The 14,170-nt window shown below is 61.5% G+C and carries 17 protein-coding genes and 1 pseudogene; 10 read left to right on the top strand and 8 right to left on the bottom strand.

What is annotated here, in order from left to right:
• Positions 1 to 357: 357 nt before the first annotated feature.
• The 5 genes and pseudogenes from NKI19_RS17940 to NKI19_RS17920 all read left to right on the top strand — a co-directional run bounded on the left by NKI19_RS17940 (position 358) and on the right by NKI19_RS17920 (position 2,317).
• The gene (locus NKI19_RS17940; protein ID WP_352566689.1) at positions 358 to 774 is read left to right on the top strand and encodes a multicopper oxidase domain-containing protein; all 417 of its coding nucleotides are present in this window, start codon (positions 358 to 360) and stop codon (positions 772 to 774) included.
• Positions 758 to 886, top strand: a pseudogene (locus tag NKI19_RS17935) (multicopper oxidase domain-containing protein); the annotation flags it as partial. The gene NKI19_RS17940 and the pseudogene NKI19_RS17935, both read left to right, overlap by 17 nt.
• Positions 887 to 928: 42 nt before the next feature.
• Positions 929 to 1,504: a cupredoxin domain-containing protein gene (locus NKI19_RS17930; RefSeq protein ID WP_352566703.1), complete on the top strand. Its 576-nt coding sequence runs from the start codon at positions 929 to 931 to the stop codon at positions 1,502 to 1,504.
• 2 nt (positions 1,505 to 1,506) lie between these two features.
• The gene (locus NKI19_RS17925) at positions 1,507 to 1,863 is read left to right on the top strand and encodes a multicopper oxidase domain-containing protein (RefSeq protein ID WP_352492606.1); all 357 of its coding nucleotides are present in this window, start codon (positions 1,507 to 1,509) and stop codon (positions 1,861 to 1,863) included.
• Between the two features lie 13 nt (positions 1,864 to 1,876).
• Positions 1,877 to 2,317: a YqaA family protein gene (locus NKI19_RS17920; protein WP_352492607.1), complete on the top strand. Its 441-nt coding sequence runs from the start codon at positions 1,877 to 1,879 to the stop codon at positions 2,315 to 2,317.
• 110 nt (positions 2,318 to 2,427) lie between these two features.
• On the opposite strand, the gene NKI19_RS17915 is transcribed toward NKI19_RS17920, so the two are convergent.
• The 4 genes from NKI19_RS17915 to NKI19_RS17900 form a co-directional block, all read right to left on the bottom strand.
• Positions 2,428 to 3,177 carry an amino acid ABC transporter ATP-binding protein gene (locus NKI19_RS17915; RefSeq protein WP_502899307.1) on the bottom strand — a complete coding sequence of 250 codons (750 nt, stop codon included), beginning with the start codon at positions 3,175 to 3,177 and terminating at the stop codon, positions 2,428 to 2,430.
• Positions 3,178 to 3,246: 69 nt separating this feature from the next.
• The gene (locus tag NKI19_RS17910) at positions 3,247 to 4,404 is read right to left on the bottom strand and encodes an amino acid ABC transporter permease (RefSeq protein ID WP_352492609.1); all 1,158 of its coding nucleotides are present in this window, start codon (positions 4,402 to 4,404) and stop codon (positions 3,247 to 3,249) included.
• A 4-nt stretch (positions 4,405 to 4,408) separates the two neighbouring features.
• Complete coding sequence (locus tag NKI19_RS17905) at positions 4,409 to 5,596, bottom strand: amino acid ABC transporter permease (protein ID WP_352492610.1); 1,188 nt, start codon at positions 5,594 to 5,596, stop codon at positions 4,409 to 4,411.
• Between the two features lie 63 nt (positions 5,597 to 5,659).
• The gene (locus NKI19_RS17900) at positions 5,660 to 6,688 is read right to left on the bottom strand and encodes an amino acid ABC transporter substrate-binding protein (protein ID WP_352492611.1); all 1,029 of its coding nucleotides are present in this window, start codon (positions 6,686 to 6,688) and stop codon (positions 5,660 to 5,662) included.
• 426 nt (positions 6,689 to 7,114) lie between these two features.
• Between NKI19_RS17900 and NKI19_RS17895 the strand changes: the two genes are divergently transcribed.
• From NKI19_RS17895 to NKI19_RS17880, 4 genes are all read left to right on the top strand, one after another.
• Positions 7,115 to 8,284: a cystathionine beta-lyase gene (locus NKI19_RS17895; RefSeq protein ID WP_352492612.1), complete on the top strand. Its 1,170-nt coding sequence runs from the start codon at positions 7,115 to 7,117 to the stop codon at positions 8,282 to 8,284.
• Between the two features lie 255 nt (positions 8,285 to 8,539).
• Entirely contained in the window at positions 8,540 to 9,211 is a 672-nt protein-coding gene (locus tag NKI19_RS17890; protein ID WP_352492613.1) for an RNA polymerase sigma factor, read from the top strand.
• Positions 9,212 to 9,315: 104 nt separating this feature from the next.
• Positions 9,316 to 9,840 (top strand): DUF4142 domain-containing protein, encoded by a 525-nt coding sequence (locus NKI19_RS17885; protein ID WP_352492614.1) that lies wholly within the window; start codon positions 9,316 to 9,318, stop codon positions 9,838 to 9,840.
• A 14-nt stretch (positions 9,841 to 9,854) separates the two neighbouring features.
• Complete coding sequence (locus tag NKI19_RS17880; protein ID WP_352492640.1) at positions 9,855 to 10,166, top strand: cupredoxin domain-containing protein; 312 nt, start codon at positions 9,855 to 9,857, stop codon at positions 10,164 to 10,166.
• 47 nt (positions 10,167 to 10,213) lie between these two features.
• On the opposite strand, the gene NKI19_RS17875 is transcribed toward NKI19_RS17880, so the two are convergent.
• Complete coding sequence (locus NKI19_RS17875) at positions 10,214 to 11,014, bottom strand: SDR family NAD(P)-dependent oxidoreductase (protein WP_352492615.1); 801 nt, start codon at positions 11,012 to 11,014, stop codon at positions 10,214 to 10,216.
• A gap of 171 nt (positions 11,015 to 11,185) precedes the next feature.
• Here NKI19_RS17875 and NKI19_RS17870 point away from each other — a divergent pair, with 171 nt between their 5' ends.
• Positions 11,186 to 11,680 (top strand): MarR family winged helix-turn-helix transcriptional regulator, encoded by a 495-nt coding sequence (locus tag NKI19_RS17870; RefSeq protein ID WP_352492616.1) that lies wholly within the window; start codon positions 11,186 to 11,188, stop codon positions 11,678 to 11,680.
• Between the two features lie 55 nt (positions 11,681 to 11,735).
• Here NKI19_RS17870 and NKI19_RS17865 read toward each other — a convergent pair whose 3' ends face one another.
• The 3 genes from NKI19_RS17865 to NKI19_RS17855 form a co-directional block, all read right to left on the bottom strand.
• A complete protein-coding gene (locus NKI19_RS17865) occupies positions 11,736 to 12,956 on the bottom strand; it encodes an anion transporter (RefSeq protein WP_352492617.1) in 1,221 nt (406 codons plus the stop codon).
• Between the two features lie 281 nt (positions 12,957 to 13,237).
• Complete coding sequence (locus NKI19_RS17860) at positions 13,238 to 13,645, bottom strand: hypothetical protein (RefSeq protein ID WP_352492618.1); 408 nt, start codon at positions 13,643 to 13,645, stop codon at positions 13,238 to 13,240.
• A 66-nt stretch (positions 13,646 to 13,711) separates the two neighbouring features.
• Positions 13,712 to 13,855 (bottom strand): hypothetical protein, encoded by a 144-nt coding sequence (locus NKI19_RS17855; RefSeq protein ID WP_352492619.1) that lies wholly within the window; start codon positions 13,853 to 13,855, stop codon positions 13,712 to 13,714.
• Positions 13,856 to 14,170 lie beyond the last annotated feature (315 nt).

The raw sequence follows: 14,170 nt of genomic DNA, 5'->3' as shown, positions 1-14,170 counted from the left end.
GCCTATTTTTCGTTGTAACCGACTGATCTGATGACGCCTGCCCGCAGCCCATTCCGGAACTTTCAGTCTTATCTTTGCAGCTTTCCTCCAGTGGGGTTGTTATGAGGCTTCCCATCACAGGAAGGTCAAGGGCTTTTGAGCCAGCTCAAATCATCGCTGCCGTGCCGAAGCAGCATTCGAAATTTGCCACTTGACCTTCCCGTTATGGGAACCTTTATCGAATGGCAGCCACCCAGTTGGAGCTGCAAACCCATGAATGCCGTCGCCCCCTTGAAAAGGCGCCAATCTGGCTACGGAGCGTGCCACCTGAGTTATACCGCGTGCCGACGCGCGTGACCTTAATCTCGGAGACAACACATGAATCGACGCAGTTTTCTGGCGGCAGGCGCTGCCACGGTTCTCGCTAGTCCGCGCGCCATCGCCCAGATGAAGATGGACGAGATGCCCGGCATGGATATGGGGCACGCGGGCCACGACATGGGCGCGGCGCCAAAAAGCGCAGCCATGCTGCCTGAGGGCCAGGCGTTGCGCGAGTTGCCGCTGCTAGCCAATGAAGCCGATACACCCCGCCTGTTCAGAGCGAACCTCACGGCTGAACCCGCCATGGTTCGCTTTGCAGAAGCACTCGACACGCCAATCCTTGGGTACAATGGCATGAGCCCGGGGCCATTGATCGAGGTGACTGAAGGCGACCGTGTCGAAATTGCGTTCACGAACCGAATTCCTGAAGAGACCAGCACCATCCATTTGGCATGGAATGCCGGTTCCGGCTGACCAGGATGGTAATCCGATGGACCCCGTTGCGACGGGCACGGAGCGCACCTACAGTTTCGAATTGCCCGAAGGAAGTGCGGGGTCATACTGGTACCATCCGCATCCGCACGGCAAGACGGCTGAGCAGGTCTATCGCGGACTTGCCGGCGCGTTCGTGGTCAAGCCGAAGGCGGACCCGATCCCGGCCGAGTATGGCGACACTGTGCTGGTGTTCACAGACCTTCGCCTTGCCGCCGACGGCACCATGCCGGACAACACCATGGTCGATTTGATGAACGGGCGCGTCGGCGATCACGTGCTGGTCAACGGACAGAAAAATCCCGCGCTATCGGTCCCGTTTGGAACAAAGCGGCGATTTCGGTTTTACAACGCGACCAACGCGCGCTTTTTGCGGCTCTCCTTCGACGGCGCACCCATGACGATCATCGGCACCGATGGCGGTCTGCTGGAGGCGCCGGTGGCAGCCAAGGATGTCCTGCTCAGCCCGGCGGAACGCCTTGAACTGATCGCCTCGTTTGAGAAGCCCGGCCCCGTCACCCTGAACACGCTCGACTACTATCGCGGCTGGATGGGCGCAGGCCGCCCCGCCGATGCAGGTCTGACATTGCTTACGGTCAATTTTTCGGACACGCCTGCAGAGGCGTTTCCTCCGCTGCCGGAAAGGCTTCGACCAATTGCCAACTTGGCACTCCTGCTGTCAGCCGGCGTTTCGTGTTCACCGAAACGATGACGATGAGCGCGACGGATATGCAGATGGGCTTCCTGATCAACGGCGCGGCGTTCGACATGGGCCGCATCGACGTGGTGTCGAAAACAGGACAGGTCGAGCTCTGGGAAATCGTCAACAATGCCGACATGGACCATCCGTTCCATGTGCACGGGACGCAGTTCCAGGTGGTCGAGCACGAACGTGGTGGGCAGGTCTCGAAACCGGCCTATCTCGCCTGGAAGGACACGGTCAACGTGGCACGCGGCGAAACGGTGCGGCTTTTGCTGCGCCAGGATCGCCCCGGGCGGAGGATGTATCATTGCCACATCCTGGAGCACGAGCAGCTCGGCATGATGGGCGTCGTCGAAGTGCAGGCCTAGTCGGTCGTTCGACGTGGCTGCACTGGCAATCTATGGCGTCCTGTTCACCAGCGCATTCCTCGCCGCAACGATCTTGCCGTTCTCGTCGGAAGTTGTGCTCGCCAGCTTGATCGCCAGCGGCCGTGGCGATCCGGTGCTGCTTTGTGCGATCGCCACGATCGGCAACACGCTCGGCTCGGTGGTGAACTGGATGCTGGGGCGTGGCATCGACACGCTCCAGTCCAGGCGATGGTTTCCCGTCACTCGTGAACGATACGAGCGGGCGAGCCGGACCTTTCGCCGCGTTGGCGCGTGCTTGCTCCTGTTCGCCTGGCTGCCGGTCGTCGGGGACGCCTTCACCGTCGTGGCAGGCGCGGCCCGCATCCATCTCGGCGTATTCGTGATGCTTGTCGCATTAGGCAAGGCTGCACGATATGCGGTGATCGTCGCAGGAGGATTGTGGGTGCTAAGATAGTTCCCGATGCTCGCCATCGAGCAGATCCCCCGAGCATCACCACTCGTCGAATACGCGCGGAGCCAAGCAAGACAGAGAGCCCGGTCCTTGTCCCGAACCGGCGTACAGGATCATTGCAGGATCTGCGACAGGAACAGCTTCGTGCGCTCATGGCGCGGGTGGTCGAAGAACTCGGCCGGCGTGTTCTGCTCGACGATCTGACCCTGATCCATGAAAATCACCCGGTTGGCGACTTTGCGCGCAAAGCCCATTTCGTGGGTGACGCAGAGCATGGTCATGCCTTCCTCGGCCAGCCCGACCATCGTCTCCAGCACTTCCTTGATCATTTCCGGATCGAGAGCCGAGGTCGGCTCGTCGAAAAGCATGATGCGCGGGTTCATGCACAGCGAGCGGGCGATCGCCACGCGCTGTTGCTGGCCGCCGGAAAGCTGGCCGGGATATTTGTTGGCCTGTTCCGGGATCTTGACGCGCTTGAGGAAATGCATGGCGATTTCCTCGGCCTGCTTCCGCGGCATCTTACGCACCCAGATCGGCGCCAGCGTGCAATTTTCCAGAATGGTCAGATGCGGGAACAGGTTGAAGTGCTGGAACACCATGCCGACCTCGCGGCGCACCTCGTCGATCTTCTTCAGATCGTTGGTCAGTTCCTTGCCGTCGACTATGATCTTGCCCTTCTGGTGTTCCTCCAGCCGGTTGATGCAGCGGATCATCGTCGATTTGCCGGAGCCCGACGGGCCGCAGATGACGATCCGCTCGCCGCGCATCACCTTTAGATTGATGTCCTTCAGCACATGGAATTCGCCGTACCATTTGTGCATGGCAATGATGTCGATGGCGACATCGGTGGTCGAAATGTGCATCTTGGCGGCATTGACCTTGATCTCTTCCGCGCTGACGGCGTTTTCTATGACCATAACAAGGTCCCCTTTTTAGCGTTTGTGGCCGGTGTCGAGACGGCGTTCCGTGTACATTGAATAGCGCGACATGCCGAAGCAGAACAGCCAGAAGATGAAGGCCGCGAACACCAGGCCGGATCTGGCCGTCTGCGGCGTCGCCCAATTGGCGTCGGAGAAGTTCTGCTTGACGATGCCGAGGAGGTCGAACATCGAGATGACGATGACCAGGCTGGTGTCCTTGAACATGCCGATGAAGGTGTTGACGATGCCGGGAATGACCAGCTTCAGCGCCTGCGGCATGACGACCAGACCCATCTTCTGCCAGTAGCTGAGGCCGAGCGAATCGGCGCCCTCATACTGGCCTTTGGGGATCGCCTGCAGGCCGCCGCGCACCACTTCGGCCATGTAGGCGGCGGCAAACAGCGACACGCCGATCAGCGCGCGCAGGAACTTGTCGAAGCTGACGCCGGCCGGCAGGAACAGCGGCAGCATCACGCTGGCAAAGAACAGCACGGTAATCAGCGGGATGCCGCGTACCGTCTCGATGAAGACCACGCACAGCAGCTTGACGATCGGCATGTTCGAGCGCCGGCCGAGCGCCAGCACGATGCCGATCGGCAGCGACACCGCTATGCCGACGAAGGACAGGCTGAGCGTCACCAGCAGCCCACCCCAACGCGACGTCTCGACATGCGGCAGGCCGAACATGCCGCCGACCAGCAGAACGAAGGCGACGACCGGCAGCGCCAGGAAGAGAAGAATGGCGTTCAGCCCTTTGCGCGGTACGCGCGGGATGAGCAAAGGCACCAGCAGTGCCACGAACAGGATGGCCACCACGATCGGCCGCCAACGCTCCTCGATAGGATAGGTGCCGAACATGAACTGGCCGAACTTGGCGTTGACGAATGCCCAGCAAGCACCGGTCCAGCCATCCGGCTGGATGCCGCCTTGCGCCACGGTGGCGCAGACCGAGCGGTCCGGTCCGGTCCACTGGGCGTTGATGAAGGCCCAATTGATGACTTGCGGCAGGATCATAGCGACCAGCGCGATGCCGACGATGGTGAGGATGGTGTCGCCCGTGGTGGCAATCAGGTTCTTGCTGATCCAGGCGGTGAGGCCACGCTCGCTCGATGGCGCCGGCTGCGCCAGCACCATCTCCGTCCGCACCCAGGACATGTCGTGCTCTTGCATGGCCCTACCTCTCCACCAGCGCCATCCTGGCATTGACGACGTTCATGATCGCCGACGTGATCAGGCTGAGCGCCAGGTACACCGCCATCATGATCACCACGCCTTCGACTGCCTGCCCGGTCTGGTTCAAGACCGTGCCGGCCGTCGCCGTCAGGTCCGGATAGCCGATGGCGATAGCGAGCGAGGAATTCTTGGTCAGGTTGAGATACTGGCTGGTCAGCGGCGGGATAACGATGCGCATCGCCTGCGGCACGACGACGAGCCTGAGGATCGATCCCGAGCGCAGCCCGAGTGCCGCGGCCGCCTCGGTCTGGCCTGCGCTGACGCCCCTGATGCCGGCGCGCACGATCTCGGCGATGAAGGCGGCGGTATAGCAGGACAGCGCCAGATAGAGCGACAGGAACTCCGGCCTGACCTGAAAGCCGCCGACCAGGTTGAAGGTCGACTGCTTTGGAAATTCAAAGCTCAGCGGAAAGCCGCTCAGCGCGTAGGCCAGCAACGGCAGGCCGACGATCAACGCTATGGATGTCCAGAACACCGGGAATGGCTGCCCTGTCGCCATCTGCCGCTGTCGCGCCTTGCGGGCGACGAACCAGGCCATGGCGATGCCGAGGAGCAGAGCGACCAGGATCAGCCAGGAGCCCTCGCCCCAGACAGCGCGCGGAAAATAGAAGCCGCGCTGGTTGAGAAATGAGCCGAACGGCAAATTGATGCTTTCGCGCGGCGGCGGCAGCACGGCGAGCACGCCGGAATACCAGAAGAAGATGACCAGCAGCGGCGGGATGTTGCGGAAGACCTCGACATAAACGGTGCAGATCTTCCTGATCAGCCAGTTGCGCGACAGCCGGCCGATGCCGACGATGAAACCGATGATGGTGGCGGTGACGATGCCGACGACAGCAACGATCACGGTGTTGATAAAGCCAACCAGGATGGCACGGAAATAGGTCGAATCCGACGAATAAGCGATCGCGCTTTCGCTGATGTCGAAGCCGGCGCGGCCCTTGAGGAAGCCGAAGCCGGAAGCGATGTGCAGCCGCGTCAGATTGACAATGACGTTGTGGGTAACCCACCAGACCCCGCCTACCAGCAGGACGAGGACCAGTGCCTGAAAGAATATACCGCGGACGCGAGGATCATTGATGAGGGAACCGCGGCTTGGCTCCTCGCGAAGAACTTCCTGCGATGCCATTCGACAGTCCCCTGGAAAGAGAGACCGGAAGGCAGACGATCTGCCTTCCGTATCCATTGTCGATCAGCGGATCGGCGGAGCGTATTGCAGGCCACCCTTGGTCCACAGCGCGTTGATGCCGCGGGCGATCTTCAGCGGGCTGCCCGAGCCGACATTGCGCTCGAACATCTCGCCGTAATTGCCGACGGCCTTGACGATGTTGACAACCCAGTCGTTAGAGACGCCGAGATCGGTGCCGATCTTGGTGTCGGCTTCCTGGCCGAGCACGCGCTTGATCTCGGGACTGTCCGAGTTCTTCATCTCGTCGACATTGGCCTTGGTGATGCCGAGTTCCTCGGCGTCGAGCAACGCGAAATACGTCCACTTGACGATGTGGTACCACTGGTCGTCGCCTTGGCGCACGGCCGGTCCAAGCGGTTCCTTGGAGATGATCTCAGGCAGCACGACGTGGTCGGCCGGCGCACCGAGCGTCAGGCGGATGCCATAGAGGCCCGACTGATCGGTGGTGTAGACGTCGCAGCGGCCGGCGTCATAGGCGGCGTTGACCTCTTCCAGCTTTTCGAAGACGACGGGGTTGTACTCCATCTTGTTCGACTTGAAATAGTCGGCAAGGTTGAGCTCGGTCGTGGTGCCGCTCTGCACGCAGACCGCCGCGCCTGAAAGCTGCAGCGCCGAATTCACGCCCGGAAGCTTCTTGGCGTTGATCATGAAGCCCTGGCCGTCATAATAAGTCGTGCCGATGAAGTTCAGGCCGAGTGCGGTGTCGCGATTGATGGTCCAGGTGGTGTTGCGCGACAGGATGTCGATCTCGCCCGACTGCAGAGCGGTAAACCGCTCCTTGGCGCTGAGCGGCGTAAACTTCACCTTGGTGCCATCGCCGAACACGGCGGCCGCCACAGCGCGACAGAAGTCCGCGTCGAGGCCTTGCCACTCACCCTTGTCGTCCGGCGCCGAGAAGCCGGCCAGACCGGTCGAGACGCCGCATTGGATGAAGCCCTTCGCCTTGACATCGTCGAGCGTGGCCGCCGAAGCCGCCGAAGCCGCGAATCCAAACGCGGCGGCGCCCAAAACGCCGATTGCAATGTGTTTCATGACCCACAGACCCTTTTCTGTTTTTTCCAGGCGAACCTGACTTTTCCCGTGTGAACGCAGCTATGTATCCCGGCCCATTACCGGAATCCCGCATCGTAACCGACGCGCTGCCTCCCATTCACGAACAACATCGAAGGCGATTATTCCTGTGAGGTCAAGGGAAATGACCGAATTCGAAAGACTTTGAAAACCAACCGTCTGAAATGCCTGAAATTGCAGACAAACGCGCCCGCAAATTGGTCAGCGCGCCAATAAAGCCGGCAAAGTCCGACCGTGACTTGCCAAGCACAGCTGGCAGCCGTCCAGAAGAACTACGGCGCATTGCTGAATTGGCATATTCAAGAGCTTGGCCTGGCGAGTGCGCTGCGGTTGCGCGGCCAATGCCGCCGCACTATGGCTAACGACCAACCCATGGGACGAAAAGCAATGGCAAAAGACGGCAGCGAGATGGGCATCAACACGCGGCTCGCCCATTCCGGCAACAACCCGCATGACTATTTCGGCTTCGTCAATCCGCCGGTGGTGCATGCCTCGACCGTGCTCTATCCCAATGCGGCGGCGATGGCTTCACGCAGCCAGAGGTACACCTACGGCACGCGCGGCACACCGACCACCGATGCGCTGAACAGCGCGATCAATGCGCTGGAAGGTTCGGCAGGCACGGTCGCGGTACCGTCCGGCCTGGCGGCGGTGATGCTGCCCCTGCTCGCCTTCCTGTCGGCCGGCGATCATCTGCTGATCGTCGATTCCGTCTATCATCCTACCCGTAACCTCGCCGACACGATGCTGAAGCGGCTAGGCATCGAGGTCGAGTATTACGAACCGCGCATCGGCGCCGGCATCGCGGCGCTGATCAAACCCAACACCAAGGTGGTGTTCACCGAATCGCCCGCCTCCAACACCTTCGAGGTGCAGGACATACCGGCCATCACCAAGGCGGCGCATGCCGCCGGCGCCATCGTCATGATGGACAATACCTGGGCGACGCCGCTCTACTTTCGCCCCCTCGACCATGGCGTCGACATCTCGATCCACGCGGCGACGAAATACCCGGCCGGCCATTCCGACGTGCTGCTCGGCACGGTGTCGGCCAATGCGGACTGCTGGAATCAGCTTTGCGAGACGTTCAACACGATGGGCTGCTGCGCCGGGCCTGACGACGTCTACCAGGTGCTGCGTGGCCTGCGCACGATGGGTGTGCGGCTGGAGCGCCATCAAAAGAGCGCGCTTGCCCTCGCCGGCTGGCTGGAGGGTCAGCCGGGCGTAGCGCAGGTGCTGCATCCGGGGCTGCCCAGTCATCCCGACCACGCCCTGTGGAAGCGCGATTTTTGCGGATCGAGCGGCATCTTCTCTATCGTTCTTGCAGGCGGTGGACAGAAGCAGCAGCACGCCTTCCTCGACGCGTTGAGGTTTTTCGGCCTCGGCTATTCCTGGGGCGGCTATGAGAGCCTTGCCGTGCCGGTGTTCCTGGGCGACCGTACCGTCGCCAAAGGCCCGTATGACGGGCCGCTGGTGCGCCTGCAGATCGGGCTCGAGGATGTCGAGGATTTGAGGACCGACGTGGCGCGCGGGCTGGCGGCGGCTGCAGAGGCCTGAGCCAGCACCTTTCCAGGCTGAGTCAGGAAATCGGCGTAACAGCCTGGAAAAAATTGCGATCCTGAGCGATGTCATGGCGACCGATCGGCCGATGAAAACGGTGTCTACAAAATAGAGGCGGCGGTGCGGTGAGGCGGTAGAATAGCCTCTGCCAGTCCTTGACACGGATTGAGGCTGGCCGGCGGGATCGGTCGGGAACCTTTTGTCGGCCGATGCATCCAATGTCGCGATGAGAAGCCTATCAGGAGATCGGCCATGCCTGCTGCGTTGACGGCAACGCCCGCCGCTTCCGACGACATGCAGCTTGTCGGCCGCGCGCTGGCACGTGATGGCGATGCATTCCGTACCATCATCAAGACGCACAACCAAAGGCTCTACCGCCTCGCCCGCGGGGTCGTGCGTAACGACAGCGAGGCCGAGGACATCGTCCAGGAGACCTATGTCAGCGCCTTTGCCCATCTCGAGTCCTTTCGCGGCGATGCCTCGCTCGCCACATGGCTGTCGCGTATCGTCATCAACGAAGCGCTCGGCCGCTTGCGCAAAAGGCGGCGAATGGTAGCAATGCCGGAAAACCCGCAAGCCGAAATCATCCGGTTTCCCCTCAACCCGAGCGACGATCCGGAGCGTACGATGGCGCAACGGCAGATCCTTGAGCTTGTCGAACGGGCAACCGACAGTCTCCCCGATGTCTACCGGATGGTGTTCGTGGCGCGCGTCATCGAGGGATTGAGCATCGAGGAGACCGCCGAACTGCTTGGCGTGCGACCAGAAACCATCAAGACCCGGCTGCACCGCGCCCGTGCGCTGGTGCGCAAGGCGCTGGACGACCAGATCGGCCCGGTGCTGCTCGACGCCTTTCCGTTCGCCGGCCGGCGCTGCGAACGGCTGACCAATGCCGTGATGCAGCGGCTTGGTCTTTCCGGATAGGCCGTGCCGATTTTCGCGGGAACGTTTGGCGGCGACCTGCATCCAATGAGCATCACTGAAAACGAAGCCCGATGCCGTTCCGCATCGGGGTGAAGGAGAGCATCATGTTTATTCGACCGACCGCGGCACTGGCCGCAGTTTTCCTGCTTAGCGCAGCGCCCTTGTCGCAAGCTGCCGAAAAGCCGACCGATCCACAGATCGCACATATCGCCTACACGGCGGGCGTGCTTGACGTCGAAGCCGCCAAGCAGGCGCTGAAGAAATCGAAGAACAAAGAGGTCGTGGATTTCGCCAAGGACATGGTGCGAGATCACGAGGCGGTCAACAAACAGGCTCTCGACCTGGTCAAGAAGCTCAAGGTCACGCCTGAGGACAATCCGACCAGCAAAGCGCTGACCAAGGCGGCGGCCGAGGAACGTGCCAAGCTTGCCAAGCTCAAGGGCGCGGCGTTCGACAAGGCCTATGTCGCCAGCGAAGTAGCCTACCACAAACAGGTCAATGGCGCGCTCGAAACGCTGCTGATCCCATCCGCCAGCAATGCCGAGCTGAAGAGCCTGCTGGAAACCGGCCTGAAAATATTCCAGGGCCACGAACAGCACGCCGAACACGTCGCCGGCATGTTGAAGTGAGGATTGCGCCGATGATGTCGAGGCGGCATCTGTGGATTGCGCTGGCACTGGCAGTGGGTGCCGCGCCGGCCAAGGCCGAAACCATCGAGGTGACGATCGAGAAGCTTGTGTTTTCGCCGGCAAAGATCGAGGCGAAGGTCGGCGACACGATCAGGTGGGTGAACAAGGACGTGTTCGCCCACACGGCAACCGTCAACGGCGGCTGGGAAGTGATGATCCCGCCGAAGAAGGCGGCGAGCCTGACGATGAAGAAGGCGGAATCGGTCGATTATTTCTGCCGCTTCCATCCCAACATGAAAGGCCATCTCACGGTGACTTCGCCCTAGCCACGGCGGCGGGGGCCGCCCTGCCCGAGCAGGGCGGTCCGGCGGCGTCAAGCCGCCTGGTAGCGGGGCGCCGGTTTGCCGGTCTGCGTCGCGGCGAACAGAGTGGCGCGGGCGGCGTCGTAGGTTTCCCAAAGCGCGCGGTCGTGGACCGACGGCAGCGTGATGGCTTCACCTTGATCGAACCCTGCCAGGGCGGCGTCGACCATGTCTTCCGCAGTCATCACCATTGCCGGGTCGAACGCCGAAAGCGGCATGCCGGCAAACTCGTAGAATTCGGTGGCGGTCGCTGCCGGCAGAACGAGCTGCAGCTTGACACCGGTCCCGGCAAGCTCTTCCTGCAGGCCACGGCTGAAGTTCACCACATAGCCCTTGGTGCCGCTGTAGAGCGAGGTGATCGGAAGCGAGTGCAACGCCATGACCGACGCAATATTGATAATCGCCCCGGCGTTGCGCGACAGGAATGCCGGCAGCACCGTGCGGGTCAGGCGTGTCAGCGCCGTGATGTTGAGCGCGATCGTCGACGCGGCATTCTCGTCGGACGTGTTGACGGTCGACCCGAGCGTGCCGTTGCCGGCATTGTTCACAAGCAGAGAGATCGCGGGGTTCGTGGCGAGCACCTTCTCGACGCGCGCCAGCCCCTCCTCTCTGGTCAGGTCGGCACCGATCACCTCGACGTTGGCGCCATGGGCTTGCAACAGCTTCGCCGAGAGGGTTTTCAGGCGTTCGGCGCGACGGGCCACGAGCACAAGATCATAGCCACGGGCAGCGAGGCGGTCGGCATAGACGGCGCCTATGCCCGCGGAGGCGCCGGTGACGACAGCGATCGGCTTGGAAGCGGAATTCGACACGAGTTATCTCCTAAAAGTTGAGCGCTCAACAGTTGAGTGCTCAATCAACCGACCAAAGCTGTGCCCCTTTGCAATGGTTCAGCCCTCAACTATTTTGTGAAGATGGAGAAAAAGGTCGAATCGTTTGCGTCGCTCGAAGATCGAGATGCGCTCGGTGCGGAAGCGCCTGGCATGCCGCGAGATTTCGTTTGCACCAATTCGTCGCTGCGCCGTGCGGCACGCCGGCTCGGCCAGTTGTACGACGAGGCGCTGGTCCCAACAGGGTTGACGTCAACGCAAACCCTTCTGCTCGGCCAGATCGACGGGCTCGGCGCCATTTACGGCGAGGACGGGCCGACGCTGCAGGTTCTCGCCGGCCGCCTGGCGATACAGATTTCGGCGCTGACGCACGCCTTGCGGCCGTTGGTGCGCAACGGTCTGGTCGAAGTCCGCCAGGATGTGCACGACCGCCGGACCAAACATGCCGTGCTGACGCCGCTCGGAAAAACACGATACCAGCAGGCATTTGTCGTATGGGTCGAGGCCAACCAACGCGTCGAGGCGATTTTAGGGACGGCCGCGGCCGAAAAGCTGAGGAGCCTTGCCGACGATGTCGCCTCACAGGACTTTCTCGACGCCTATGTTTCGGGCGCGAAGCCAGCGAGCGCCGGATCGTCGGAGCGTTAGAGCGCGGCGCCTCCTTTTTGGGGCGCGTCAAGGTTTTTTGCACTGCATCGATCGCTTAGAACCCAAACGCCAGCCATGCCGTCCCGACAAGAAGCGTGACCAGCGTCAACGGCAGGCCGACCTTGAAGAAGGCCATGAAGCCCAGCGGTTTGCCGGAAACCCGCGCGTGCTCGGCAACGATCAGATTGGCGACCGAGCCGAGCAGCGTGAAATTGCCGGCCAGCGTCGAGCTCATGGCGACGACCAGCCAGGCCCGCTCGGGATCTTCCAGTCCGGGCACGAACGGCTTCAGCGCCAGCACGGCCGGGACATTGCTCATCATGTTGGACAGCACCGCGGTGAAGCCGGACAGCCGCCAGACATCATTCAGCCCGAGGTCCTTTGCCGAAGCGACGATGTCAGGCGTAAGCAGCGTCTTCTCCGCCCCGGCGACGACGATGAAAAGCCCAGCGAACATGAACAGCAGCGGCCCATCGATCTCGCGATAGATGCGCTCAGGCTTGATGGCGCGGGTCAGCAACAGAATCGCGCCGCCGATCAGCGCTGCCTTGGCGACTGGAACGCCGGCAAAGAAGGCGACCGCCAAACCGATACAGACGACCACCGCCTTCAGCACCTGCCCCGGCAGCATGCGGCCTCGGTAGACTTCGGGGCTGAGCTCGGCCTTGCGCGAAAATTCGGCGCGGTAGACGATGCGGATGATGACGATGACGGCCACGAGGCCGAACGCCGCGACCGGCGCAAGCGCCGCCGAGAAGGCCGGATAGGAAATCCCCGACAGGGCGCCGATGACCATGTTCTGCGGATTGCCGGTGATGGTCGCGACGCTGCCGCAATTCGAGGCCGTGGCGGTGGCGATCAGGTAGGGAACCGGGTTGCGGTTGATGACGCGGGTGACATGGACGACGATCGGCGCCATGACCAGGCAGATGGCATCATTGACCAGGAATGCCGACAGGACGCCGGTCAACAGCGTCACCATCACCAGCAGCATGAACGGCGCATGCGCATGCTCGATGGCGAACCCGCCGAGCGCGCGAAAGGCGCCCGACACTTTCAGATGCGCCACGACGATCATCATGCCGAGCAGAAGCGTGATGGTGTCGAAGCTGATGGCGCGGTAGGCGTCTTCCATATCGAGGGCGCCGATGGCGATCATCGCCGCACCGCCGAGCAGCGCGATGCCTGCCCGGTCGAGGCGCAGCCCGGGTATCCTGCCGATGGCGACGCCGGCATAGGTCAGGACCAGGATCGCCGCCGCGCCCATCGCTGTCATGTGTCGGAAATCCTGTTCAGGCCCCCCGCAGCCGCGGCTGCGAGACGCTCCGGCCCAGCTTAGCGGCGCGCCGGCAAAGCGAAAGGGCGCTCACCGCTCGATCAACAAGGAAACCCGCGGCAAAATCGCCGGCAGTAAAGGTTCGCCGGATCATCGCAGAACCGGGCAGGCTACCTCGCGCAGTCGCCGTTATGCCCCAAGGCGCCGCCCTTGCGCCCTGCCCCTCCGCAACCGCGCCAGTACGACCAGGTTTCATCATAGGTGAGAAGTCTGCGCGCAGGCTACGGGACGGGAATTTTTTTAGTCTTCAGAGCTCGCGATCGGGAGCTGAGCCGCTGAATTGGCGCGTGATGTTTTCTTCGAAAAGTAGCCAAGCTATCAAACGTCTGGGTCGACGTGAGCAACCGGTCGAACGACGCTGCATAAGTGGAATTCTCAATGATCGCGATCGAGTTCACCAAGTTGTCCGTCACCATCACCTTGGTGAGCTTCGGAAACAGCCTCTCATTATGGGCGTAACAACAGACTTCCAGATAGTTCGCGAATTCGACGAAGGCGCTTTGCCGCTCGCCTTCCGAACCTCCGACAAGCAGCTTCGCTTCCATGGCGCGCATGTCCGCGAGATAACGGAATAGCCATTCCAGGTCTTTCGACTTTGCGGAGGACCGGACATTGAGCGCATTGAACACCAATGCGCCTGCCGAAATAAGCAAGGCGGCTGTAGGGACTACCTCAGTCCACCAAGACGGCATGAGCTATTTCTTTTTGTCGTTTCCGCCTTGGGCGGTGGTGGTGGGCTTCTGCTGCAATGCAGTTTGCAGATTTGCGCTGCTCAAACCCTTGTCTTCAAGGGACTGGCCAGGTCGATGGGTAACAATCGTGACCTTCTTCTCCGACATCATTTTCTCCTAACGCGAATCATTCGCGAGCCGAGGAATATACTCCTGAGTTGACAGAGGAGTCCTAGAACGAAGCAGCCTATCAACGAAAATCAGACGATTGCCAAAAACTCCTCGACGCTCTTCCTTTCGGCCAGGGCGTCGATCATCCGTTCATATGCCACCTCCATCCCCAGGAGGCGCGAGCAATGAAACTCGACTACTCGACGATTTACGAGATGGCGAGCATTGCGTAGGCGAATTGGAGGAGGTCATAGGCAGCATCCTTTTGTTGATACTCACCCTGTGGCGCCCCGCAAACCGTGTTACGGTTCA

Origin of the sequence: Mesorhizobium sp. M0751 (genome assembly GCF_040320265.1) — a bacterium.
Classification (GTDB): domain Bacteria; phylum Pseudomonadota; class Alphaproteobacteria; order Rhizobiales; family Rhizobiaceae; genus Mesorhizobium.
Note: the sequence above shows the minus strand (reverse complement) of the source record. Positions and strands in the feature narration are given on the sequence as shown.

What these genes read in the sequence shown, in the direction of transcription:
- NKI19_RS17940 (WP_352566689.1), top strand. Translation starts at nt 358, where the DNA reads ATGAATCGACGCAGTTTTCTGGCGGCAGGCGCTGCCACGGTTCTCGCT.
- NKI19_RS17925 (WP_352492606.1), top strand. Translation starts at nt 1,507, where the DNA reads ATGAGCGCGACGGATATGCAGATGGGCTTCCTGATCAACGGCGCGGCG.
- NKI19_RS17915 (WP_502899307.1), bottom strand. Translation starts at nt 3,177, where the DNA reads ATGCACATTTCGACCACCGATGTCGCCATCGACATCATTGCCATGCAC.
- NKI19_RS17910 (WP_352492609.1), bottom strand. Translation starts at nt 4,404, where the DNA reads ATGCAAGAGCACGACATGTCCTGGGTGCGGACGGAGATGGTGCTGGCG.
- NKI19_RS17905 (WP_352492610.1), bottom strand. Translation starts at nt 5,596, where the DNA reads ATGGCATCGCAGGAAGTTCTTCGCGAGGAGCCAAGCCGCGGTTCCCTC.
- NKI19_RS17900 (WP_352492611.1), bottom strand. Translation starts at nt 6,688, where the DNA reads ATGAAACACATTGCAATCGGCGTTTTGGGCGCCGCCGCGTTTGGATTC.
- NKI19_RS17895 (WP_352492612.1), top strand. Translation starts at nt 7,115, where the DNA reads ATGGCAAAAGACGGCAGCGAGATGGGCATCAACACGCGGCTCGCCCAT.
- NKI19_RS17890 (WP_352492613.1), top strand. Translation starts at nt 8,540, where the DNA reads ATGCCTGCTGCGTTGACGGCAACGCCCGCCGCTTCCGACGACATGCAG.
- NKI19_RS17885 (WP_352492614.1), top strand. Translation starts at nt 9,316, where the DNA reads ATGTTTATTCGACCGACCGCGGCACTGGCCGCAGTTTTCCTGCTTAGC.
- NKI19_RS17880 (WP_352492640.1), top strand. Translation starts at nt 9,855, where the DNA reads ATGTCGAGGCGGCATCTGTGGATTGCGCTGGCACTGGCAGTGGGTGCC.
- NKI19_RS17870 (WP_352492616.1), top strand. Translation starts at nt 11,186, where the DNA reads ATGCCGCGAGATTTCGTTTGCACCAATTCGTCGCTGCGCCGTGCGGCA.
- NKI19_RS17865 (WP_352492617.1), bottom strand. Translation starts at nt 12,956, where the DNA reads ATGACAGCGATGGGCGCGGCGGCGATCCTGGTCCTGACCTATGCCGGC.
- NKI19_RS17855 (WP_352492619.1), bottom strand. Translation starts at nt 13,855, where the DNA reads ATGTCGGAGAAGAAGGTCACGATTGTTACCCATCGACCTGGCCAGTCC.